General features: G+C 44.5%; 23 protein-coding genes and 1 riboswitch. Of the genes, 12 read left to right on the forward strand and 11 right to left on the reverse strand.

Annotated features, from left to right (window positions below):
- The first annotated feature begins 14 nt into the window (after positions 1-14).
- The 5 genes from BK820_RS00245 to ftsW all read left to right on the forward strand — a co-directional run bounded on the left by BK820_RS00245 (position 15) and on the right by ftsW (position 5,141).
- Positions 15-275 (forward strand): FeoA family protein, encoded by a 261-nt coding sequence (locus BK820_RS00245; protein WP_004810128.1) that lies wholly within the window; start codon positions 15-17, stop codon positions 273-275.
- Entirely contained in the window at positions 272-2,128 is a 1,857-nt protein-coding gene (gene feoB / locus BK820_RS00250; RefSeq protein WP_071319764.1) for a ferrous iron transporter B, read from the forward strand. The genes BK820_RS00245 and feoB overlap by 4 nt, the downstream gene beginning before the upstream one ends.
- A 36-nt stretch (positions 2,129-2,164) precedes the next feature.
- On the forward strand, positions 2,165-2,416 hold the full coding sequence (locus BK820_RS00255; RefSeq protein WP_004896377.1) for a DUF6587 family protein: 252 nt from the start codon (positions 2,165-2,167) through the stop codon (positions 2,414-2,416).
- Between the two features lie 161 nt (positions 2,417-2,577).
- Positions 2,578-3,924 carry a UDP-N-acetylmuramoyl-L-alanine--D-glutamate ligase gene (murD, locus tag BK820_RS00260; RefSeq protein ID WP_071319765.1) on the forward strand — a complete coding sequence of 449 codons (1,347 nt, stop codon included), beginning with the start codon at positions 2,578-2,580 and terminating at the stop codon, positions 3,922-3,924.
- Between the two features lie 20 nt (positions 3,925-3,944).
- A complete protein-coding gene (gene ftsW, locus BK820_RS00265; RefSeq protein ID WP_071319766.1) occupies positions 3,945-5,141 on the forward strand; it encodes a putative lipid II flippase FtsW in 1,197 nt (398 codons plus the stop codon).
- Here the strand turns inward: ftsW and BK820_RS00270 are convergent.
- From BK820_RS00270 to BK820_RS00300, 7 genes are all read right to left on the reverse strand, one after another.
- Entirely contained in the window at positions 5,130-5,390 is a 261-nt protein-coding gene (locus BK820_RS00270; protein ID WP_004896373.1) for a zinc ribbon domain-containing protein, read from the reverse strand. The genes ftsW and BK820_RS00270 overlap by 12 nt on opposite strands.
- Before the next feature lie 49 nt (positions 5,391-5,439).
- Entirely contained in the window at positions 5,440-6,387 is a 948-nt protein-coding gene (gene gluQRS / locus BK820_RS00275) for a tRNA glutamyl-Q(34) synthetase GluQRS (RefSeq protein ID WP_071319767.1), read from the reverse strand.
- Positions 6,388-6,389: 2 nt separating this feature from the next.
- On the reverse strand, positions 6,390-6,917 hold the full coding sequence (gene dksA, locus BK820_RS00280) for an RNA polymerase-binding protein DksA (protein ID WP_004810113.1): 528 nt from the start codon (positions 6,915-6,917) through the stop codon (positions 6,390-6,392).
- 210 nt (positions 6,918-7,127) lie between these two features.
- A complete protein-coding gene (gene cpdA / locus BK820_RS00285) occupies positions 7,128-7,940 on the reverse strand; it encodes a 3',5'-cyclic-AMP phosphodiesterase (RefSeq protein ID WP_071319768.1) in 813 nt (270 codons plus the stop codon).
- A 5-nt stretch (positions 7,941-7,945) separates the two neighbouring features.
- Positions 7,946-8,569 carry an NUDIX domain-containing protein gene (locus BK820_RS00290; protein ID WP_071319769.1) on the reverse strand — a complete coding sequence of 208 codons (624 nt, stop codon included), beginning with the start codon at positions 8,567-8,569 and terminating at the stop codon, positions 7,946-7,948.
- 75 nt (positions 8,570-8,644) lie between these two features.
- Entirely contained in the window at positions 8,645-10,540 is a 1,896-nt protein-coding gene (gene thiC / locus BK820_RS00295; RefSeq protein ID WP_071319770.1) for a phosphomethylpyrimidine synthase ThiC, read from the reverse strand.
- An 86-nt stretch (positions 10,541-10,626) separates the two neighbouring features.
- Positions 10,627-10,757: riboswitch (TPP riboswitch) on the reverse strand.
- A 92-nt stretch (positions 10,758-10,849) separates the two neighbouring features.
- Positions 10,850-11,890 (reverse strand): hypothetical protein, encoded by a 1,041-nt coding sequence (locus BK820_RS00300; protein ID WP_071319771.1) that lies wholly within the window; start codon positions 11,888-11,890, stop codon positions 10,850-10,852.
- A gap of 293 nt (positions 11,891-12,183) precedes the next feature.
- Between BK820_RS00300 and abuO the strand changes: the two genes are divergently transcribed.
- From abuO to BK820_RS00315, 3 genes are all read left to right on the forward strand, one after another.
- Positions 12,184-13,527 carry a multidrug efflux outer membrane protein AbuO gene (gene abuO / locus BK820_RS00305; protein WP_071319772.1) on the forward strand — a complete coding sequence of 448 codons (1,344 nt, stop codon included), beginning with the start codon at positions 12,184-12,186 and terminating at the stop codon, positions 13,525-13,527.
- A gap of 483 nt (positions 13,528-14,010) precedes the next feature.
- Positions 14,011-15,348: a glycosyltransferase family 2 protein gene (locus tag BK820_RS00310; RefSeq protein WP_071319773.1), complete on the forward strand. Its 1,338-nt coding sequence runs from the start codon at positions 14,011-14,013 to the stop codon at positions 15,346-15,348.
- A gap of 1 nt (position 15,349) precedes the next feature.
- Positions 15,350-16,306 carry a hypothetical protein gene (locus BK820_RS00315; protein ID WP_228715844.1) on the forward strand — a complete coding sequence of 319 codons (957 nt, stop codon included), beginning with the start codon at positions 15,350-15,352 and terminating at the stop codon, positions 16,304-16,306.
- A gap of 87 nt (positions 16,307-16,393) precedes the next feature.
- Here BK820_RS00315 and BK820_RS00320 read toward each other — a convergent pair whose 3' ends face one another.
- Positions 16,394-18,196, reverse strand: a complete 1,803-nt coding sequence (locus tag BK820_RS00320; RefSeq protein WP_071319775.1) for an ABC transporter ATP-binding protein — start codon at positions 18,194-18,196, stop codon at positions 16,394-16,396.
- A 150-nt stretch (positions 18,197-18,346) separates the two neighbouring features.
- Between BK820_RS00320 and BK820_RS00325 the strand changes: the two genes are divergently transcribed.
- Positions 18,347-18,970 (forward strand): alpha-ketoglutarate-dependent dioxygenase AlkB family protein, encoded by a 624-nt coding sequence (locus tag BK820_RS00325; protein WP_071319776.1) that lies wholly within the window; start codon positions 18,347-18,349, stop codon positions 18,968-18,970.
- 93 nt (positions 18,971-19,063) lie between these two features.
- Here the strand turns inward: BK820_RS00325 and ruvX are convergent, their stop codons facing one another.
- From ruvX to recN, 3 genes are all read right to left on the reverse strand, one after another.
- The gene (gene ruvX, locus BK820_RS00330) at positions 19,064-19,507 is read right to left on the reverse strand and encodes a Holliday junction resolvase RuvX (RefSeq protein WP_071319777.1); all 444 of its coding nucleotides are present in this window, start codon (positions 19,505-19,507) and stop codon (positions 19,064-19,066) included.
- On the reverse strand, positions 19,500-20,054 hold the full coding sequence (locus BK820_RS00335; protein ID WP_004810091.1) for a YqgE/AlgH family protein: 555 nt from the start codon (positions 20,052-20,054) through the stop codon (positions 19,500-19,502). The genes ruvX and BK820_RS00335 overlap by 8 nt, the downstream gene beginning before the upstream one ends.
- A gap of 115 nt (positions 20,055-20,169) precedes the next feature.
- Entirely contained in the window at positions 20,170-21,831 is a 1,662-nt protein-coding gene (recN, locus tag BK820_RS00340; protein WP_048881744.1) for a DNA repair protein RecN, read from the reverse strand.
- A gap of 418 nt (positions 21,832-22,249) precedes the next feature.
- Between recN and ppnP the strand changes: the two genes are divergently transcribed.
- The 3 genes from ppnP (at position 22,250) to BK820_RS00355 (ending at position 24,405) form a co-directional block, all read left to right on the forward strand.
- Positions 22,250-22,573 carry a pyrimidine/purine nucleoside phosphorylase gene (ppnP, locus tag BK820_RS00345; RefSeq protein ID WP_004810087.1) on the forward strand — a complete coding sequence of 108 codons (324 nt, stop codon included), beginning with the start codon at positions 22,250-22,252 and terminating at the stop codon, positions 22,571-22,573.
- Positions 22,574-22,725: 152 nt separating this feature from the next.
- Entirely contained in the window at positions 22,726-23,475 is a 750-nt protein-coding gene (rlmB, locus tag BK820_RS00350) for a 23S rRNA (guanosine(2251)-2'-O)-methyltransferase RlmB (RefSeq protein ID WP_004810085.1), read from the forward strand.
- A gap of 6 nt (positions 23,476-23,481) precedes the next feature.
- Entirely contained in the window at positions 23,482-24,405 is a 924-nt protein-coding gene (locus BK820_RS00355) for a DMT family transporter (protein ID WP_081405839.1), read from the forward strand.
- The last annotated feature ends 5 nt before the right edge of the window (positions 24,406-24,410 follow it).

Here is a 24,410-nt window from a genome sequence, read left to right on the forward strand (position 1 = left end):
TAGGAATTTTCGCGGTGCGTTTGTCGGATTTGAAAGTGAAGCAAACAGCTATCATTCGAAAGGTTAATCGAACTACTGATGGCGAGGGCGCTCAACACGATGTCGTGGCGAGTCGCCTGGAAACGTTGGGTTTTGTGCCTGGCACAGAAGTGCAGGTCATTACCAAAGGTATTTTTGGTGGGGATCCGATTTTAATTCAGGTCGGTTTTACCCGTTTTGCCCTGCGTAAGTCAGAGGCAGCCAAAATTGAAATTGAAGCTGGAGTGTCGGCATGAGTGATGCCTTACGTATTGCCCTTGTCGGTAACCCTAACTGTGGTAAAACCTCATTATTCAACCATTTAACAGGTACGCGTCAAAAAGTCGGCAACTATGCCGGAGTGACAGTAGAACGTAAAGTCGGTCACTTTACTTTGCCATCGGGCAAGGCTGTGCGTGTACTGGATTTACCGGGGACTTATAGTCTGGATGCTACCAGTCCGGATGAAGCGATTACCCGTGATGTTGTACAGGGCAAAATTGCAGATGAAGAACAGCAGGATGCATTCCTGTGTGTGGTCGATGCCACCAATCTGAAACTGCATCTCGGTCTGGTTCTGGAAATGATCCAGCTCGGCCGTCCAGTGTTACTCGTTCTGAACATGATGGACGAAGCACGCCGTCGTGGGATGCAGATCAATACCCAGAAATTGTCCGAGCGTTTAGGTGTACCCGTTGCTGAAACGGTTGCGGTGCGCAAGTCAGGTGTTGAGAACCTGATGAATGCACTGGATCAGGGAAAATATGCTGTTCCAGAGACTGAAATGACTGGCTTAAGCGGTGACAGTCATCACAAAGTTGAAAGCATCCTGAAAGATGTGGTGAACTTTGTAGATCAGGAAGACAAGCGCACCGATTTTCTGGATAAAATTTTCCTGCATCCGGTACTCGGTCTGCTTAGCCTAGCGGTGATGATGTTCGTGATCTTCCAGGCAGTATTTGCCTGGGCAGCACCCTTCATGGATGGGATTGAAACCTTCTTCGGCTGGCTCGGTGAGGTAGTCGGAGACAACATTGCCCATCCTTTGCTGAATAGTCTGCTCGTAGATGGGATTATTGCCGGTGCCGGCGGCGTTGTAGTGTTCCTGCCACAGATTCTGATCCTGTTCTTCTTTATCTTGGTATTGGAAGAATCCGGTTATCTGCCACGTGCTGCATTCCTGCTGGATAAATTGATGTACAAAGCCGGTCTTTCTGGTCGTGCCTTTATCCCATTATTGTCGAGCTTTGCCTGTGCAATTCCGGGCATCATGGCGTCACGTACCATTAGTGATCCACGGGATCGTTTGACCACAATTTTTGTAGCACCCTTGATGACCTGTTCGGCTCGTCTGCCGGTATATGCATTGCTGATTGCCGCATTTATTCCATCACAGTCGGTCTGGGGTATTTTTAACCTGCAAGGCCTGGTGCTGTTTGCTCTGTATATGGCAGGCATTCTAAGTGCGCTGATTGTTTCGTTTGTGTTGAAGTTTTTCAGCAAAGACAAATCAGAGCATATGCTGCTAATGGAGCTGCCAAGTTATCGTTTTCCAGATATCAAGAACGTCTGGATTGGTTTGCTGGATCGCGGCAAGATCTTCTTGAAGCGTGTTGGTGGCATCATCTTCGCATTGTCGATTCTGCTGTGGTTCCTGTGTACCTTCCCGCAACCGCCTGAAGGGGCCACGTTGCCAGATATTGATTATTCTTTTGCCGGGATGATTGGTCATTTTATCCAGCCGATCTTTGCACCGTTAGGCTTTAACTGGCAGATCTGTATTGCGCTGATTCCGGCAATGGCAGCTCGTGAAGTGGTTGTGGCTGCACTGGGTACAGTTTATGCCTTGTCAGCAGTTGATGAAGATGCGATGTCTGAAGGGCTTGCAGCTTTGATTAGCGGTGGCGGTGAATTAGGCTGGACACTGGCAACCGGTTTATCGTTACTGGTGTGGTTTATCTATGCACCACACTGTCTGGCAACTCTGGCAACAGTAAAACGTGAAACAGGTTCATGGAAAACTGTGGGCTTTATGACAGTTTATCTGTTTGGTCTGGCATATATCATGTCATTCCTGACTTATCAGATTGCTTCACACTATTTCGGTTAATACTGACTGAAACAGCACAGTGAAGGGGAGATTGAGATGATTGAAATTCTGATTGTGACGGCACTGGTGCTTTGGAGTGCAGTGGTAGTATTTAAGAAGGTATTTCCGAATACTTCACGCTCGGTCTTCCTGAAGCTATCCAATGCTTGTGAAGCCCAAGGCTGGCATAAGCTGGCGAAATGGTTAAAACCTGCGATGGCCAGTGGCTGTGGAGGCAATTGTGCCTGTCCGGCATCCGAGCAGCCAGCAGAGAAAAAGCCTGCTCAGCAAGCTGTGAAATGGAAATAATTTTCCAGCAAAATTAAAAGTGAAAAAGCCATCATTTTTATGATGGCTTTTTTATGCAATATACAAAAAAATCTGCAGAAAGATGAAACAGAAAAAGCATTCAAAACGGCAAAGTGCTAACATTTCAAAAGTTTCAAATTAGACCAGAACATGAGGCAAAAATGTTAATACAACGTGGTGGACTTAAGGTCGTTGCAGGACTTGGAATTTCAGGTGTTGCAGCAGTCAATTTCTTACATGACAAGGGCTACCGCGTTGCAGTAACAGACTCCAGGGCAAATCCACCGGGGCATGACCAGATTCCTGCCGAAGTACAAACCAGCTTTGGTAAATTTGACCAGGAATTATTGCTATCAGCAGAAGAAATCGTCATCAGTCCGGGGCTTGATCCGAAACTTCCTGAAATTCAGGCAGCGATTGCCAAAGGTATTCCGGTGGTGAGTGAAATCCAGATTCTGCGCCGTTCTACCGATAAACCCATTGTTGCGATTACCGGTTCAAATGCCAAAAGTACCGTCACCACATTAATTGGTCTGATGGCCGCAGATGCGGGTAAGAAAGTGGCCGTTGGTGGCAACCTTGGCCGTCCTGCGCTGGATCTGACCAAAGATGATCCTGAACTTTATATTTTAGAGCTTTCAAGTTTTCAGCTGGAAACCACGTCGAATCTGAATGCTGAAGTGGCAGTCGTGCTGAATATGAGCGAAGACCATCTGGATCGTCATGGTGACATGATGGGCTACCACACAGCAAAACACCGTATTTTCCAGGGTGTCAAAAAAGTGGTGTATAACCGCGATGATTCACTGACTCGTCCACTGGTTCCGGATGTAACGCCAATGCAAAGCTTTGGTTTAAATGCACCTGATATAAACCAGTACGGCGTGTTACGTGACACGGATGGCACGATCTGGTTAGCGCGTGGACGCGAACGTTTATTGAAAAGTTCTGAGATGTATATTCAAGGCACGCACAATGTCGCGAATGCTTTGGCCTGTTTGGCTTTAGGTGAAGCAATTGGCTTGCCAATAGACAGCATGCTGGAAACACTAAAAACCTTCAAAGGGCTGGAGCATCGCTGTGAATTTGTCAAAGAAGTTAATGGTGTGCGTTATTATAACGATTCTAAAGGTACCAACATCGGTGCGACTCTGGCCGCTTTAGACGGTCTAGGTGCGGCGATCGAAGCACAAGGTGGGAAAGTGGCAATCATTCTCGGTGGCGAGGGCAAAGGCCAGGACTTCTCTGCTTTACGTAATTCACTGTCTAAATATGCGAAGGTAGCAGTGTTGATTGGTGTAGATCGTCCAATCATTGAAGCAGCAATTGAAGGAACCACGACACTTGTGCATGCGGAAAGCCTGCAGGAAGCAGTAGAAATCTGCCAGAGCAATACCCAGCCACATGATGTCGTGCTATTGTCTCCGGCATGTGCAAGTTTTGATATGTTCTCAGGCTATCCTGAGCGTGGTCGTCAGTTCGTTGCGTATGTCAACGCACTTAATTAAGAACAACAAGGATTCGTGATATGGCTGAGTTTGCTCAGACTGCGATCAATAAAATTACTCAAATCTACGAGCAGTGGCTACCTAAGTTACCCGCTGAAGTTAATCCACGTAATGTGCTGATTTTCTGTGTATTGGCTTTGCTGTGTATTGGTTCAATCATGGTGGCATCCGCTTCGATGCCGTATGCAGAACGAATTAATGGCAATGCCTTTCACTATATTACCCGACATGCCATCTCGATCGGGGCTGGGGCAGCAGTCGCCTATGCTACTTATAAGATTCCTTTAAATCGCTGGTTTAACAGTACTTTCTTTTTATGGTTTGTGACCATTCTGCTGCTATTGGCAGTATTGCTGGTCGGTACTGAAGTCAATGGTTCCAAGCGCTGGATTCGTCTTGCTGGCTTTACCTTACAGGCTTCCGAAGTAGCGAAGGTAATGATGGCAATCTTCACCGCAGACTACGTAGTACGTCGTGCTGAAGAGGTACGTAATAAGATTTCCGGTTTGGGACGCTTAAGTATCATCATGGGGGCAACCATCCTGTTGGTCATGCTTGAGCCGGACTTGGGGGCAACCGTAGTCATCACGCTAACCATGCTTGGAGTATTCTTCCTGGCGGGTGCGCCGTGGAACCAGTTTGGTCTGGCTTTCGGCGTCATTATTGGTGCGTTGATCGCTGCAATTGCTTTTGAGCCATATCGTCTGCAGCGTTTCCTGTCTTTCTCGAATCCTTGGGAAGATCCGCTGGGTACGGGTTATCAGCTATCAAATGCGCTCATGGCTTTTGGTCGTGGAGAATGGATGGGTGTCGGTCTGGGACACAGTATTCAGAAAATGTCTTACCTGCCTGAAGCCCATACCGATTTTATGCTGGCAATTCTGGGTGAGGAATTCGGTTTTCTGGGCATTGCGATCGTTCTGATTCTGTCTTTCAGCATGATTGTCTGCTGTATTCGCATTGGTCATCGTGCCCTGAAAAACCATTACCTGCGTGCTGGTTATCTGGCATATGGCATCAGTATCATTTTCCTGTTACAGGTTTTGGTGAATGCAGGCATGAACATGGGCATGCTGCCAACCAAAGGTTTGACCCTGCCATTTATCAGTTATGGTGGTTCTTCGCTGATTATGTGTGCCATGATGATCAGCCTGATTCTCAAGATTGATGCCACGACTCGTGAAAGTAATCCAAGCCGTGAGGAATCAAGCTTCTAGATTAGACTGACGGTTCGAGTCAGGCTGGGCATGGTCGAGAACTGTGCTTGGCATGACCGTACCGCAGTGATTGCAGCGCACAAAAGCATCCTTGGCTTTCGACAGGGGAATCAAGGGAATAAAGAATAAGGAAAAATAATTACGCTGCTGTCTCAGCTCGTAACCGGCTCGGGTTCGGCACACTGGACATAAGAACTGACTTTTTTCGATGACTTTGGTTTTCGGTCCAACACCAAAAATAAAAAACATAGACTGACTTCCACCTGAATTTTTCTTTAGCTTAAGCCAAAACAGCCCTTTATAAATAGTAGCCTTGTAGCTCAGTTGTGTGTGGAATCCGTTCGATATTCCATTGTGCCACCGCCTGTTTCAGCATTTTTTCCGGAGTATCCAGTTCAACTTCAGCCTGATGCAAAGCTTTAAGTACCTGTTTTAATAATTGCGGCGCCTGAGTTAAATCCAGTGCTTGCGCCAGATTCTGTTTAGAGAGTTTCTGACCCTGATCATTCATTGCGAGTGGCAGGTGCATATACTGCAGACGAGGGTAGCCGAGCAATTGGCCTAGATAAATCTGACGTTCGGTATTATCCAGCAGGTCCGCGCCACGTACCACATGAGTTATGCCTTGCAGGTAATCATCCACCACGACTGCCAGCTGATAGTTAATGATGCCATCACGGCGCTTCAGGATAAAATCTCCCAGATCATGCTTAAGATTAGAGCAATGATGACCTTGCAGCGGATCATCAAAACAGATTTCGACATTTTCAACTTTTAAGCGAATGGCCTGATGTTCGAAAGCTAAGCCTAAATCGCGGCAGGTATCCTGATAGATATGATTGGAACCGAGCATCTTGCGCGTGCATTGGCAGGCATAGACCAGACCCTGCTGACGTAGCTGTTCAATCACAGCATCATAAATGTCCAGGCGGTCTTTCTGAAAAATGATTGCGGCATCGGGATCGAAACCAAAGGCATCCATGGCACGAAGAATATGATCTTCACTACCGGGATAAATGCGGGGAATATCTGTGTCTTCAATACGAACCAGCCATTGACCCTGATGGGCACGGGCATCACAGTAGCTGGCGACTGCAGTAATGAGGGAACCAAAATGTAAAGGGCCGGTTGGCGATGGCGCGAACCGACCTGAGTAGCGAGTTAGCGAAACATCGTTTCGCCGCTGCGCATGAGGAGCATGCTCCGCAAGGGAGCTGTGCTCGGCTGAGGAATTCTCAACAGTCACGATTAACCGTTATTTTGCTTCTCTTTGATTTCAGCAAGGGTCTTACAGTCAATACACAAAGTCGCAGTTGGACGAGCTTCTAAACGACGCAGACCGATTTCGATACCACAAGTTTCACAGAAACCGTAGTCATCATTTTTGATTGCTTCAATAGACTGTTCGATTTTGCGAATCAGTTTACGTTCACGATCACGGGTACGTAGTTCGATCGCAAATTCTTCTTCTTGTGTTGCACGGTCGTTTACATCTGGAAGTGCCGTATTTTCGTCTTGCATGGTATTCAGCGTACGGTCAACTTCTGTCATCAACTCAGCTTTCCAGGCCAGCAGAATCTGGCGGAAGTGTTCAAGCTGACCTTCAGACATGTATTCTTCATTTTTTTTCGGTTGATAAGGTTCGATACCAAATAAGCTAGCAGTAGAACCACCTTCAGTCGTTTTTGGCTTAGATTTGCGCACACGTTTTGTAGCTTTTTCATCTACCACATCAGTTTGTTCATCTAAGACTTGATTTTGGTTGTCATTCGCCATTTAGGGCATTCCTCATCATATGCGTAGGTAACTACGCAAAAAATATGGTGATATGCAAATTTTTATCCACCCTGAAGAAGGATTATCCTCCTATAGGGGTCGTCATCATATAGACTTTTTATGCGTTTTGATAGTCTTTGATGGCGGGATTGTAGATATCACGTTTCCTTTAAGAGCAATAAAGTAAAGCAAAAAAAACAAATTGAAAAGTTAATAACCTGAAATTTCAGTATTAATTTTAGCTTGCTTTAAAACTACCCTTTGAATGTAAGTCTGGTACTCACCATTGTCTTTTAATTGTAATACGCGATAGCCGGGCTGCGCCTGGTCTAAGGCAAAATTTTCGCTCAAGGGTTTGAACTGTACACTGGTTGAAGGGGTGGACAGATAGCGCACACCCTGCCATTCATTTTCAGAATCCTGATGCACATGTCCAAATAGCACCATTTTGACATTGGTATGTCGTGCAATCACATCTTTCAATGCTTCCGAATTTTTCAGCCGATGCTGGTCAATCCAGTGTGATTGCATCGCAAAAGGATGATGATGACAGGTCACGATCACATACTGCTTGCTATGCTCAAGCAATAACTGTTCCAGCTGATCCAGCTGTTTTTGTTCTACCCAGCCATCGACCCGACCTTTTACAGCACTGTTGAGCAGAATTAAAGTCCAGCAACCAAAGCTAATCGCATGCGCTTCATCACTATTTTTATAAAAAGGGAAAATAGCGAGATAATCATCATGATTACCCGGAATCTGATAATGCGGCACATTCCAGGCCTGCATAAATTGTAAGTAACGTTGATAGGTAGATTCTGCTGCAACCTGGGCCAGATCTCCGGTATGTACCACCGCATCAATATACGGAAAACGCTGCTGAATGTCGTGTACGACCTCTAAAAAGCTTTGCTCCGGATTCATGCGGGCAAATTCAAGCTCAGGCTGGTCCATCAGATGCGTGTCTGAAATCTGGATGAGCGTCCAGACTTTTTCAGATGCAGGAGTAGAGGTCTGTGTCATCTGATCTACTCCTTTGGATAGGCTGTTGAGATATGTTGCTGTAACCACTGTAATGCCATAATGACAGGCGCATTTTTGAGGCGGTTATAACGGAATAATTCTGGAAGGTGGGCATAATCAAAAATATGCAGCTGGATATTTTCCCCTTCATCCGGCATGCCATGTACACCGCCATGTTCAGGCAGTTCTGCCTGAGCCACATAAAGGTGGAACAGTTCAGAGCAGGCACCCGCTGAAGGATAGAAACTATACAGATGTTGCAGCTCCTGGATTTCACAGCCAGATTCTTCCAGTGCTTCACGACGGATGCAATGCTCTGGAGATTCATCACCATCTAAAACCCCGGCGATAATTTCCAGCTGCCATGGGGAATCGGTATCATCCAGTGCACCAATACGGAACTGCTCGATCAGGGCAAATTTTTGTTGTTGGTCATTATAAATCAGCACCCCAGCTGCAGGACGCCGCGCAATCAGTTCACGCTGAATCGGAGGAATATATTTATTGCTCTCAAAAAGACGATGACTCAGCTGCACTTTTTCGACTTTCACGAATCCTTGATACAGATATTCGCGCTGTTGCAGGTCGACATCATTATAGTTATAGGACGCTTGCTGAATAATCTTCATAAATCAGAAAAGGATGAAAACATTTATTTCATCCTATCTGAGTTTTTAGCAAAAACAACTGATTTTCAGTGGGAATTAGACTTTGTGATATAAATTTCGACCACTTTCAATGAAGCTGGTTTTCATGCTGTTAAGACCTGCTTCAACCTCTGGATCGAGCTCTGCTGCCTGCTGTGCATTTTTCTGATTATTCGCATAATCCCGCACATTCTGGGTGATCTTCATCGAACAGAATTTCGGACCGCACATCGAACAGAAATGCGCTGACTTATGTGCCTCTTTCGGCATGGTCTCATCATGCATGCTGCGCGCCGTATCCGGGTCCAGACTCAGGTTAAACTGGTCTTCCCAACGGAACTCAAAACGGGCTTTGGACAGGGCATTGTCACGTGCCTGTGCACCCGGATGGCCTTTGGCCAGATCCGCTGCATGTGCGGCAATCTTGTAGGTGATGATACCGTCTTTCACATCCTTTTTATTTGGCAGACCCAAATGTTCTTTTGGCGTCACATAACACAGCATCGCGGTGCCATACCAGCCGATCATCGCGGCACCAATGGCAGAAGTAATATGGTCGTATCCCGGAGCGATATCGGTGGTCAGTGGTCCTAAGGTATAGAAAGGCGCTTCTTTGCAGACTTCCAGTTGCAGATCCATATTTTCCTTGATCATATGCATTGGCACATGGCCCGGACCTTCAATCATTACCTGTACATCATGTTCCCAGGCACGATGGGTCAGTTCGCCTAAAGTACGTAGCTCGGAGAATTGTGCTTCATCATTGGCATCCTGAATACAGCCTGGACGCAGGCCATCTCCCAGACTGAACGAGACGTCATAGGCTTTCATGATTTCGCAGATCTCATCGAAATGGGTATACAGGAAGTTTTCCTGATGATGGGCCAGACACCATTGCGCCATGATTGAACCACCACGGGATACAATCCCGGTCAGACGGTTCGCAGTCAGTGGTACATAACGTAATAACACGCCAGCATGAATCGTAAAGTAATCCACGCCCTGTTCGGCCTGCTCAATCAGGGTATCTTTAAAGATTTCCCAGGTCAGGTCTTCGGCTACACCATTCACTTTTTCCAGCGCTTGATAAATTGGCACAGTACCGATTGGCACAGGGGAGTTACGGATAATCCATTCGCGGGTTTCATGAATATTCTGACCTGTCGACAAATCCATAATCGTGTCAGCACCCCAGCGGGTTGCCCAGGTCATTTTTGAAACTTCTTCTTCAATCGATGAACCCAGTGCCGAGTTACCGATGTTGGCATTAATCTTGACCAGGAAATTACGCCCGATGATCATCGGTTCGCATTCAGGGTGGTTGATATTGGCTGGAATAATGGCACGACCCGCTGCAACTTCCTGACGCACGAATTCTGGTGTGATTTCAGTCAGGTTTTTCGCACCAAAGTTCTGTCCGGCATGCTGGCGCATATCAACACCTTCACGCTGGCGCAGATTTTCACGGATGGCGATGTATTCCATTTCCGGTGTAATAATGCCTTGCTTGGCATAGTGCATCTGGCTGACATTGTGACCGCGTTTGGCACGACGGGGTTTTTGAATATGCGCAAAGCGGATATTGGCAGTACGGATATCGCGTAGGCGCTGGCGACCAAATTCGGAACTTAAGTCTTCTAGTACTTCGCTATCACTACGCTGTTCAATCCAGCTTTCGCGTACATGCGGCAGACCTTTATTCAGGTCAATCGTGATTGCAGGATCGGTATAAGCACCAGACGTGTCATACACCATTAAAGGTAGATTTTTTTCACCGCCCAGGCCAGTTGGGGTATCTGTCAGTGAGATTTCACGCATCGGTACCTGAATATCAGGGCGTGAACCTTGAATATAGACTTTGCGGGAAGCTGGTAAAATACGGGTGAGATCTCGAGCTTCTTGCTCATGATGAGCATCAGTTGCGGGAGTGGAGAGATTCGTTAATTGGTTCATGGTAATGATCCTTAGAATGACATCAACGAATCAAGCACGACCAAAAACGCAGGCGGATCTATCTTATAGATAGAAAGAGGGCTTTAAGTTTTTAGAGGCTTGATTCCTACGCAGGTCTTAACCTGATCAGGTTCAACGGTACTCACCATCAAATTGCACTCTAAAAGGCTATTTTGGTGATCTCAGCGAGTGATTACTCGCGCTCCGTCAAGCTCAGGCGATCATATAATAGTTAGGGAATAAAAAGTAGACGTGATTCGCTACTTTCCAGCAGAAATATGCAGTAAAGATTTCAGGAAGACAGGGCTGCTATAAACAGATGGCGTCCCTGAAACAGTCTTTTTTATAGTCTTGGGCTGGCATCTGAATTCCGGAATAATGTGCAATCTGTTCCCAGGCTGAACGGTTCTGATATTCGCTGTCAAGCACCTGTCTGCGCTGCTCTTCATTCATATCCAGAAATTCTAGAAAGCGTTGTGCCTTGGAAGTGATACCACTTTCATTTCCTTTAGACAGGCCGATAATGGTTTCCAGATGGCTGTGATCAACCGCATAACGATCCCGGTAATCCTGGGAAATTGGCGCACTATTCATGCCATGAAACAGGAAATAGCTGTATTGCTGTAGCAGATATTCGGCATCTTTCTGGTAAGGGCTTTGCGGAAAACGCTTGAGATAATCCTCCCAATCCAGAATACGCGCAGCAATTTCAGCAGGTTCAATCATTAAGCGTTGTTGCGTGAATACCGGTTCAAGATTCTGCTGAGACAAGGTTTCAATAAAAGCACGTTCTGCTGCCGGGAGATAAGGTGCAAAGATACGAGCCAAATATTCAGGACTACGACGATAAGTCAGTTGCTGTTCCCCTTGCTCCACCACTTCGACATATGCTTGTCCCTTATGTTTAAGCAGGTACTGGTCACGGGCAGTCAGTTCAACAAAATGACTTTGCTGAATGGTCGGATGTTGAGCCATTTCCAGCGCATATTGTTCAAATGCACGTTGCTGGGCTGGTGTTCTTTCAACTTTCAGGAAACGGCTATACATGGCATTGGCATGACGCATCAGGTTTTTTTGCTGTTTATGCTCTAACAGTGGCAGACACACTTTAAGATTCTGATTGATCTGCTCAAGCGCAAAAGTCGTGCGCTGGTCATCAATTTCAGCCATCTGTTTTTCAATATTCTGGCACATCAGGCTAAAATCTTGAGTTGCAGTATTTTTCTTGACACTGGTTTCAGCAGGCTCAATTTCGACCTGCGGCTGTTTGGGCTGCTGACAGGCAAGCATCAGCAACAGCAACAGGGCAAGGCAGCTGGCAACTAAAATTGAGGAAAAACGTGTAGACACTATAACTCTATGCTCTGATACAAATAATGAATAACAGCGGGGAATGCGCCTATTGTATACATCTTGTGCCAATAGACTGTTTAGTATTGTGAAGCTGTTTGTTAAGCTGTTGTCATCGATTCAAAAATGTGAATCAATATAGGATAAGTTCACTTATTTGAATTAAAAAAATTAATAAAAATCATACGTAAGTTTAGGAATAGACAAGTAATATTTGTATCACTTTAAGATTCAAGCATTTGGCTATATTTTGTTATGTAAGACGATACAGCAGTTAGGGATTCACATTATAAATGAAGATAAAATTCATCCTTAGTGCCAGCCTATTGTGTTCAAGTTCTGCCGTATGGGCACTGGACTTGGTTGAGGCTTACGAACGTGCCAAACAAAATGATCCAAACTGGCAGGCCAATGTGCTGCAATATGAAGCCGACCAGCTGAATCTTGGAATTGCCGGCGGCAATTTACTTCCAACTGTAAGCTTGTCGGGAAATGTGACCCGAAAAAACCAGTCGACTGATAATTCTGGAACACAAGGCTTGCCTGCGGAATTTGGGGAATTACAGGGTTCAAGTACAACCACCCGACAGATTGCTGTGACTGCACGTCAACCTTTGTTTCGCTGGGATGCCTGGCAGGGATACAAGCAGGTCCAAACCTCAGTAGAATTGAGTGAAGTCAATTTGCGTCTGCAGAAGCAGCAGCATATTTTGCAGGTAGCGGAAGCTTATTTTAATGTACTGCGTCAGCAATCCCTGACCAGTGCCTATTTACAGGAAGAGCAGGCACTGGCTGAACAGTTGCGCATGATGAATGCCAAACTCAAAGAAGGTCTGGTAGCACGCAGTGATGTCAGCGAAGCCAATGCCCAATATCAGAGTGCTCAGGCCAACCGAATCGCCACACAAGTACAGTTGGTGTTGGCACAGGAGCAACTGGCGCAGTTAATTGGTCCTTATCAGGATAATCTGGCGGTCCTACGCAATGATTTCCAGTTCCAGAAACCATTACCAGCCAATATCCAGTCCTGGACCGAACTGGCACAAAGCCAGAACCTGGAAATTCTACAGGCTCGTCTGCAAAAGCGTTATTCCGAAGATGCCAAACGTGTTGAAGAAGCAGCACGCTATCCGCAAGTTGAAGCAGTGGCAACTTATGGTTATCTGAAACAGACGCCAGAAACCGTTTTATCTTCCAATGGAGACTTTGATCAGGTCGGAGTAGAGGTCAACTGGAATCTGTTTAGCGGTGGCCGTACCAGCAAGAATATCCAAAAAGCAGGAGTACTAGTGCAGCGTAGTGATGCCCAGCTGGATGCTGCGATGCGTAAAGCCAATACCGATGTGAAGCAGTCTTATCTACAGGTGGAAACAGATGAAGCCAAGCTGAATGCCCGCAAGGCGGCAATGGAATCAGCAGAAATTGTTTCCCAAGCATCCCGCGCACAATATCAGGAAGGGCTGAAAGCTATGGTGGATGTACTGCTGGCACAGCGTAATGCTTTTTCTGCCAAAACTGATTATCTGAATGCTAAGTATGATTACCTGATTCATGTGCTGCAGTTGCAGGCCTCAGTAGGGCAGCTCAATGAACAGCAGCTAGCGGAAATGAATGCCTGGCTAGTAGAATATAACTAAAATCTAGCAAGCTCTTTTGAATAGATTGCCACCCTACTTTCATTATTGCAGTGCTTTAGGACTGGGGGGATTCCTCTCTAATACGGTTCGATGCAGCGTTAATTTTCTAGGTAAATAAAGCTATAAAGAGACGTCGATTTATAGTAAATTTTTATTATAAATTAACAAAAATGAAATCCTAATTATTTGTTTAAGATAGTGAATCATTTAAATGTTAATAATTTTTAAGCAATAAACTAATGCAAAAGTTACAAAATATATTTTTTTTAATAAAAAAATAATACAAAAAAGCGTACAATTGTGCGAAATGTGATCCAATCTCCCTTGAAAGTGTGAAGTAGTTCTTGAATTCACGCAGGCATATTTAATGCAACAGATATTTATATAAGAAAATATCCGCATGTCTTCTGATCACATAATTAATTCTATTTAGGATGGTTTAGGCATCCTATTAAGCAAATTCACGCATTGAAGAAAAAATCTATGATCATAGATGAAAATAAAAAAGCAGGGTCTGGGCTTTACTTTACCGTACAGCTTAAGTTCGTTGTAGCATTTATTGGTGCCTGCTTCTGGGCAGGATTTTCAATATGGATCGCTCAAGATTGGATAGATGATCTGAGTAACTATATTGGTCAATTTGCGGCTATTTTTTTCGTATATGGTATAGCTATTATTCCTGGTTTTATGAATTCATTTGCAGCTTTTAGTCTGCTGATGGATCGAAGACCGAAGCGAGAACCTTTACCCGTTTATCCTGGGATTACAATGCTGGTTGCTGCCTATAATGAAGCTGCCTCAATTAAAGATACACTGGTCAGTATTGCTCTGCAAAAATATCCAGGACCATTACAAGTAATTGTTATCAATGATGGCTCCCAAGATAATACAGCAGATATTGTTCGACAGGCTGAAGCCAAATATCCTTGGCTAGCCTTGCTGGATTTAAAGAAAAATGCAGGTAAAGCCAATGCATTAAATCAAGGTTTAAAAATTGCCGAGCATGATCTTATCATTACTGTTGATGCTGACTCTTACTTACATAAAGTGGCATTAATTAATATTGTTGAGCGCTACAAGTTAGATCCCCCTAATACACGTGCTGTAGCTGGCAAAATTCTGGTGCGTAATTCTCGTGAGAATATGCTTACCAAGGTGCAGGAATGGGATTATTTTCTGGGCATCGCTGCTACTAAACGTTTGCAATCTTTATATCAAGGAACCCTAGTTGCTCAAGGTGCTTTTTCTATTTATGACCGTGATGCATTAATTGAGGTGGGAGGGTGGCCTGAATGTGTAGGTGAGGATATTGTGCTGACTTGGGCTTTATTAAAAGCAGGCTATCGTGTTGGGCATTGTGAGGATGCCTGTTTATTTACCAATGCACCCATGACTCTTAAAGTCTTTGTCAAACAACGTCAGCGTTGGGCACGTGGTATGATCGAAGCCTTTATTAAACATCCCGCTATTTTAATTAAACCAAGATTGTCTACATTTTTTATTCATTGGAATTTATTTTTTCCCTGGTTAGATATTGCTTTTACTTTTGGCTTTATCCCGGGGCTCATCTTGGCATGCTTTGGACACTATTGGATCGTTGGGATTATGACTCTTGCACTATTGCCACTGGCATTCCTACTTGGTCTACTTAATTACAAGATTGAGCGGAGCATGTTTAAAGATTTAGATCTCAAAGTAAGAAAAAATTTTGTTGGTTTCTTACTGTATGTGCTGACCTATAGTTTTTTGCTACAACCCGCCAGTATTTTAGGATATCTGGATGAAGTTTTCAGAACAAGAAAAACCTGGGGGACAAAATAAAATGAGAAGTTATAAAATCTGTCTGTATGGTGTTGCTTTAATCATTAGTATGACGAGTACCAGTAATTATGCAGATGTATTACAAGAAGAGAAAATTGGAAAAGAGCATGCGGCTGGAACTGAATTCTTTTTCAGTGACGATAGCGAAGGTTTCCAGACTCGTAAATTATCAGCAGAATTTTTGCCTCAATATGAAGATGCTGATCATTATTTAGGAGTACGTGGCAGTGCTTATCAATATAGAGCTGATGACTGGAAACAAGATGGTCAGAAGATCTCATTTATTGGACGTGATATTGAATCTGCTACCGCTAATGGCTGGGTCTTAGAAGCGGGGCTATTCGAGCAAGGTGCTCATACTTTATTAACCTTCGATGGTAGTTATCGTACGCTTCTTGCAGAAAAGACAGCTATTGAAGTTTTTGCTAACCGAGATTGGGTTGAAACCCAAGCTGCTTTAGAACATGGAACACATTTTACTTTTGTGGGTGCTGCACTGGATCAAGGTCTGGGAGATCATGTCACCGTAGTAGGAGTAGCGGGTTCACAGCTCTTTTCAGATGATAACCGCCGTGATCATGGACGAGTTAGGCTTATCTATCAGCCTTCACTTGACCTAGGCCTGACATTGCAAGCCCGATATCGCACTTATCGCAGTAGTGAGACGGATGTAGGGGGCGAGTACTTCAATCCGAAAGATTATCAAGAAAGCATGTTTGCTATCGGCTGGCGTAAACGTATTTCTGGATGGACCACCGGTATTACTGCCGGGCTGGGCCGTGAAAAAATTAATGATGATGCTAGTCAGAACACACGATTATTTGAATTGAACTTGCAAAGTCCTGTACGTAGTGAGCAGTTTTTGCGCCTGAATGCTGGATATAACCGCAGTGCTTCTTTCTATGGGCCAGATTATAACTATCGTTATGTTCGAGGTGAGTGGATTTTACGCTTTTAGGCAAATTGAACTGGTTCGCTGAATAGCGGTCTATTAGGCCGCTTTTTTTTAGATCTATGTTTGAGGGAATAGAACTTTTTCAGCTTCTTAACTATGTGTTTCCTCTTCTGAATCCTCCTCAAGGGTCCTGGCAATCTTTTCGATATTGAGGCTCTTTGCCATCGCGTCAAAGATTTGCTTATACACGCCGTCCTGATGATAAAGCTGATCATGCTCGCCATGTTCAGCAATAGCACCTTCTTTCATCACGTAGGTATAATCCGCATCAATAATCTGTGACAGGCTATGCGAGATAATAATCACGGTACGACCTTGCTTGATCTGATCCAGACTCTGCTTGATCTGTTCAGCAGCAATGGCATCCAGGCTGGCAGTCGGTTCATCCAGAAAAATAATCGGCGGATTTTTCAGGAACATGCGTGCCAAGGCAATGCGCTGCTGCTGTCCACCAGAAAGCTGCAAGGCATCGGAATCATAACCATTGGACAACTGTAAGATCTGTTCATGAATCGAAGCTTTCTGCGCAGCTTCAATGACATCTTGCATACTGGCACTGGTCTTGCCATAACGGATATTGTCAAAAATCGTGCCCTGAAAAATATGATTTTTCTGTAGAACCAAGCCAATATGATCACGTAAATACTGGGTGTCATAATCCTGAAGATCAATACCATCCAAGGTGATCTTGCCTTGCTGTGGTTGATAAAATTTATCCAGTAAACTAATCAAAGTGGATTTACCCGCACCCGATAAACCGACCAGCGCAGTGATCTTGTTAGGGCGGATTTCCATATTGATATCTTTCAGCGCATGGTGTCCATTCGGATAATAGAATTCGACATGGCTCAGCTGAAATTTACCCTGAACAGATGGCTTCTGCTGTCCACTGGATTCAATTTCATGATCTGCTTCCAGAATATTAAAGAAGCTCTCGGAATAGATCATGGCATCATTGACTTCATCATAAATCCGGTGCAACGAACGGATTGGTGCCGAGACATTATTAAACAACAACACGTGATACATGATCATGCCAATACTCATCTGACCAGCAAGTACAAAATAAGCGGTCAGAATAATAATAAGGACGATGCCAATCTGCTCAATAAAGGTTTTCAGACCATCAAACAGAAAACTGGTTTGACGGGTTTTCATCTGATTATCGGTCAGTTCACGCTGTAGGCCGAGCTGCTTTTCGGACTCAATCGACTCACGGTTAAAGGATTTAATTACGGTTATCGAGTTAATAATACTGAGAATGCCCTGACTCTTTTTCTCGCGACCATCTCTTAAACTACGGCGCCAGCCGCCCAGTTTTTGTGCCTGTTTGTAGGTCAGCCAGAAGTAAATTGGTACAATTGCCGTGGCTACCATCCCCACATAAATATTGGCATAGTACATCAGGCCCAAAGCTACAATCGCGCTGGTAAATAGCGGCAGGATATCAATAAAGAAGATCTGCACCAGACGCGTCAGTGAGCCAATACCACGGTCAATACGGGTTTGCAATTTACCGGCCTGGTTATTGTCCTGATTAAAAAAAGCCAATCGATAGGTCAGAAACTTTTCAATAATGCCTTGTGCCAGATCCTGAGATACAAAAATTCGCAACTTTTCCCCATAGAATTTTTGTCCAAACTGCACAAAAGCATTAATCACTTCTTTCACCAGCAAGATCGCTGAAATGGTAATCAGGATATGCCAGCCCTCATTCAGTCCTTCACCTGCTCCAAGCAGCTTATTGATACTGTCGACTGCATATTGCAAAGTGATCGCGTTGACCTGAGCGGTAAATGAACCGATCAGGGTCAATATCAGGGTCGCAATCACCAGCAGCCGGTAAGGACGGACAAAGGGACGCAGCTTGTGAAAGAGTTGCCAAAGATCCATGCAGTATTATTTTTATTGTGAAAGTTAAAACAAGTTTATGCCCCTGAATGATCATTCACAAGAAGCTGATTTGTATTGATTTGTGCAATTTTAGTTGTGTGCAGAAAGCGAAACTGACAGGATAAAAGCTCTAAAGAGAATGAAACTGACATGACACTGGATTTATTTTCACCCCAGCCTCAAACCAATCTTTTGCCCTGTGACGGGGTGGTAGAAGACCATGGTCTGATTTTGAATGGAGGGCAAAGTCAGAAATATCTCGACTATTTTTTGCAGCATCTGGCTTGGGAGCAGGATGAGGTTTTCCTTTTTGGCAAGCACCATGTCACTGCCCGTAAAATTGCCTGGTATGGTGATGCAAATTACCAATACCATTATTCGGGCAGCTTGAAGAAAGCCCATATCTGGCAGCCAGCATTATTGAGATTGAAACAGCATATTGAACAGCAGGTAGGTCATCCCTTTAATTCCTGTCTGGCCAACCTGTATGAACATGGTCAGCAAGGCATGGGCTGGCATAGTGATAATGAAGCCAGTTTGATGTCAAAACAGCATGAAACTGTCATTGCTTCTTTAAGTTTTGGTGCTACCCGGAAAATGCGTTTTAAGCATAACTATACTGGGGATCTGGTAGAGTTGCTGCTTCAAAGTGGACAGCTGATTGTGATGCGTGGGCAAACCCAGCAGTTCTGGAAACATCAAATTACCAAGACTACTAAAGTCATTACACCACGGATCAATCTGACCTTTCGCTATTTTTATCCCGAAAATTAGAAATATAGAAGGACCAAGATTACATGCGTATTTATTTAAGATTTCTTGTTTCACCTATCCATTAAAAAAGCATCCATCTGGATGCTTTTTATTTTAAGGATTCACTCCGACCGGATGTCGATACCAGCTTTCAATAAATAGCGCTGCTACAATACTGTCAGCCGCTAACTTTTTAGCCCGGCCTTGAGTCTGATAACTCTCTAATTCATCCCGCGCTTCACGTGTAGTGAGACGTTCATCGACCATCAAGGTTTCAATATTGGTTTGATGACGTAAACGGCGGGCAAATTTGCGTGCACGCGCAGAAAGTTCAGATTCTGTATCATCCATATTCAGCGGTAGACCGACTAAAAATAAAGTCGGTTGATATTGCTTGACGATTTTCAGTAATTTATCCCAGTTGGGGATTCCATCTTTCATCGGGAACAAGGCAAGAGGATTGGCACTTTCAATCAGGGATTGTCCAACCGCCATGCCCATTTTTTGTGTACCAAAGTCAAACGCCATAATCATCTGTGGCGCGTTTACATCAGGCATGTCCAATCTCAGAAGACAACCAGTTTCGATCTACGCCCATCTTTTTATAGGCAGCATCCCAACGGTCGTCATAAGGTAAATTAAAAATTAAATCCATATCAGATTCACAGATCAGCCACTCACCTTTGGCAATTTCTTTTTCCAACTGGCCTTTACCCCAGCTGGCATAGCCAAGTGCAATCTGGTAACGTCCGACACCTTGGTTATGGGCGATGGCATCTAGAATATCCTTGGATGTGGTAATACAGACATTTTCACCGACGGCAATTGAAGAATGCCAGGTAGGCTGACCGGTGTGCAGCACAAAACCGGCTTCAGGTCGCAATGGGCCCCCTTGCAACACTTCATGAGGATTGACATTATCTGCTTCGATTTCAAGATCATTCAATAATTCTTTAATTTGAATGCCTGCAGGTCGATTGATAATGATGCCTTGCGCTCCATCTTCGTCATGTCGTGCGAGATAAATGACCGTGTTGGCAAAAAAATCGTCACGCATTTCTGGTGGAGCAATCAGACAACGGTGTGTCAAATATTGTTTGTTCACCGAAAAGCTTCTCCTTAAAATCAATTTCTTGGCAAAGAAATCGTGTGATCTTCACCTTTAACTTACTAGAGCTTTGGTAATTCACCAACAGTTTTTTGTGAGCATTGTAATATTTTTAAACATGCTGAAACTTTAGCTGACGTAATTGACGCGCGTGTTGCAGTGTTGTTTCATTAATTTCCACACCGCCTGTCATTCGTGCAAGCTCTTGAATACGTTCGTCTTCTTCTAGATCAAGAATTGTGCTGCTAGCCGGATCGGTTTGCTGCTTTTTCACCAGCAGATGCTGATCAGACTGTGCTGCGACCTGTGCCTGATGGGTGATACACAGAATTTGTACATGCTGCGCCAGATCGGCCAACAGACGTCCCACAATTTCCGCCGTACCCCCACTAATGCCGACATCAATTTCATCAAAGACCAGAACTTCAGCTTCAGTTTTTTCAGCATTCATCACTTGCATTACCAGTGCAATACGGGACAGTTCACCACCGGATGCCACACGTGCCAGCGGCTGTGCCGGAATACCTTTATTGGCAGTAAATAACAACTGAATAAAGCTCAAGCCTTCACTGTTTGGTTCATCGAGCGGTTCAAATTTAAATTCAAAATAGGCTTCTGGCAGGGCAAGCTGTTTGACCTGTTCCGTCAGTTGTTTCGCCAATGGACCAGCTGCTTCACGACGAATCTCATCCAGATGCTGTGCTTTGGCCAAAAACTCCTGATAAGACAATTCAACTTGTTCCGCCAGTGTTTCTGGATCTTCGAGTTGATGCAATTGTGCTAGTTCAGCCTGCCAAGTTTCATACTCTTCCTTCAATAATTCGGGTTGGGTACGGTATTTACGTGCCAGACGGTGAAACACTTCAAGTTGTGAATTTAGCTCTTCCATACGTTCAGGATCAAAACTTTGACGATCCATAAAATGACGCAGGTTGGCTGTAGCATCTTCAATTTCACTCTGCGCATTGAGCAAAGAAGTGTGGATTTCAGAAAGCTGTTCACTGCGACCAGCATGGGACTCTACACGACGCAGAATAGAGGAAAGCTCCTGATTAATATTCTGTTCCGCTTCATCCAGGCCATTCAGACTATAGACACAGTCCTGCATGATCGCTTCATGATGAGAGAGACGATCAAATTCCTGTTCAATTTCCTGATAATCAATCTGTACTACATCTTCAAGTTCTTCGAGCTGTAGTTCCAGTGTTTCCATGCGCTGTTTACGGGTGGCTTGAGCATCAAGCGCTGCCTGATGCTGGCGGATATTTTTATGCCAAGTACTGTATGCATCACGAACTGCCTGGGCGGGCTCATAAAAATTATAATAACGGTCCAACCAGTGTTTTGGGTAAGGCGGCTCCAGTAGCTGTTGCTGGCTGTGCTGGCTATACAGTTGTACCAGTAAACGGCCAATTTCTTTCAGTTCAGACAGACTGCTTGGACGGCCATTAATCCATGCCTTGCTACGTCCCGTAGCAAAAATCACCCGACGCAGATGGATTTCACCCGACTCATCATCCAGTTCATGCTCTTTAAGCCAAAGCGCTTCGGGACTATTGTCCTGATAACTGAAGGTTGCTGTCACATCGGCTTTTTCTGAACCATAGCGCACATAGTTGGTATCGGTGCGTTCACCCAGACAGGCCGAGAGGGCGTCCAGCAACAAAGATTTACCAGCGCCGGTCTCGCCGGTGAGCACGTTAAAACCTTGATGAATATCAATGGCCAGGTGGTCAGCTAAGGCAAAATTGATCAGAGTTAAATGTGTCAGCATACACGCATCCAAGCTGCGAAAAGTTTGATTGAAATCAAGTAGGATCTGATACGCATCAGATCATGTATGTCATTATAAATCAGGATGAAACCCTTTGATTCTATCTTATATTGTGGTCAATGATACAAGCAGATTTTGTAGTATTGTCAGTATGCACGACTAAAGCAGGTCAATCTCCCCACAAAATTGATTACTCCCTATAGTTCAGCGAATCCTACTAAATTTGATTTTGCATTGCAGAATTGTTCATCCTCCTTTAAATCACTTTATTTTACATATTTGCTTATTGAATATATGTACAAAATATATACAGAAAATTTTAAGCTGAGCTAGGCAAACTTCGATTGATTAGTTAGGAATGCGCATTTAAACTACAGCCATTCCAATATTATAAAACCCGTGCTCTGGAGATAAACGGATGTCAGCTCAGTTTGACCATGTTTCAGTACTTAAGAAATCAAATGTATATTTTGGCGGTCTGTGCATCAGCCATGTGGTTCAGTTTGAAGATGGTACGAAAAAAACCCTGGGAGTCATTCTACCGACTGAAACCCCACTTACATTCGAAACGCATGTACCTGAGCGTATGGAAATCATTTCCGGTGAGTGCCGTGTGCAGATTGCAGATAGCGAAGAAAGCGAACTGTTCCGTGCTGGCCAGTCTTTCTACGTGCCAGGCAATAGCCGTTTCAAAATTGAAACTGATGATGTATTAGATTACGTTTGTCATTTTGAAGGCTGATTTTATTATTTCATCTCCCTAACCGGACTGAAGCTGATCAGGAAATTTTCTGCCGAATTGGTTAAACTTCATTTATACAGAAATCCTGTGAAGCTGGCTTTGCAGGATTTTTCTTTTGCAGCATATTTCCCAAATTAATTTAGAGGTCGTTCATGGCTAAACCTGAGTATTTTTATGGCGTACATTCAGTTGAGTCATTACTGGAGCTTGAGCCTGAACGCGTCCTGACGCTGTTTACTCTGAAAGGTCGTGATGATCAGCGCTTAAAGCGTGTATTAGAGCTTGCTGAACCGTTTGGGATTAGTGTGCAACAGGCTAGTCGCGACAAACTGGAAAAACTGGCAGGTTTGCCGTTCCATCAGGGGGTGGTAGCAGCAGTGCGTCCGCATCCAACTTTAAATGAAAAAGATTTAGAAGAGCTTTTAAAACAAGATTCGCAAGCACTTTTGCTGGCACTTGATCAGGTCACCGATCCGCATAATCTCGGTGCCTGTATCCGTACAGCAGCAGCCATGGGTGTCGTGGCTGTAATCGTGCCACGTGACCGTTCTGCAAGTTTGACACCGACAGCGCGTAAAGTCGCAGCCGGTGGTGCCGAGAAAGTTAAATTTATTCAGGTCACTAATCTGGCACGTACTCTGGGGCAGATCAAAGATGACTTTAATGTCCGCGTTGTGGGGACTATGCTCGATGAGAAAGCATTACCAATTCAGCAATTTGATTTTACTGGTACTGGTGTCTGCGTGGTAATGGGGGCGGAAGATACCGGTCTGCGTCCAATTACGCAAAGTCAATGTGATCAAACGGTCTATATTCCGATGGCAGGCAACTTGCAAAGTTTAAATGTCAGTGTGGCAACAGGTATGGCTTTATATGAAGCTTGCCGTCAGCGTAATGCTTAATCCCTGATGAGATTATCCACACGTGCACAAGGTTATTTTTTCCTCTTAACGACCATGTGTATCTGGGGCGGTTTTACTTTAACCGCTCGCCTGAATGCAATCTGGCAGATCAGTGCCTGGGATATCGTCGCACTACGCTTCTCTCTGGCTTTTCTCATTCTCATGCCGATTTTAATCTATCGTAAAGAGGCTTCTTTTTTACTGAAAAAAGAATCTTTTATCCTGGCTATGATCGGTGGAGTGGTATATTGCCTGTTTGCTTATAGCGCATTCCATTACGCGCCGACTGCCCATGCCGCCATTTTCTTGAATGGCTGCATACCGTTGTGTACCGCAGTGATGGCTTATTTTCTGATGAATCAGGCTTTTGATAAACATACCTGGATCAGTCTGAGCATTATGATCGGGGTGCTGTGTCTGATGAGCGTACTAATGTATCAGGAAACAGGTGTGGCCTTTGGGGCAGGGGATGTCCTGTTTTTCATCAGTGCGATTTTATGGGGGATATTTACGGTGTTGTTACGTAAATATCAACTGTCTGCCTGGCAAGCCATGTGTGGCGTGGCAATTTGGTCGGCTGTGGTGTATGTGCCGATTTATTTACTGTTCTTACCTAAAAATTTAACTGTACCTGAGCCACAACATTTATTGTTTCAAACACTTTTCCACGGGGTGTTTGTAGTCATCATTGCAACCCTAACCTATGTGGAAGCGATTAAGCGGCTTGGCGCATTTAAAGCAGGCAGTATTACCAATCTGGCACCTTTTATTGCGGCTATTCTGGCAGTGCCCTTGTTGAATGAAACGCTGAGTCTGGCAATGGTCTGTGGTCTGATCGGGATGGCAATCGGTGCCTTGCAGCCATGGCGCTGGCTGCAACATCAGGACAGTTTGGCCATCAAACTTGAAGAACAAAAAAAGCAGTCTTGATGACT

The organism is Acinetobacter sp. LCT-H3 (genome assembly GCF_001866125.1).
In the GTDB taxonomy this organism is placed as follows: Bacteria; Pseudomonadota; Gammaproteobacteria; order Pseudomonadales; family Moraxellaceae; genus Acinetobacter; species Acinetobacter schindleri.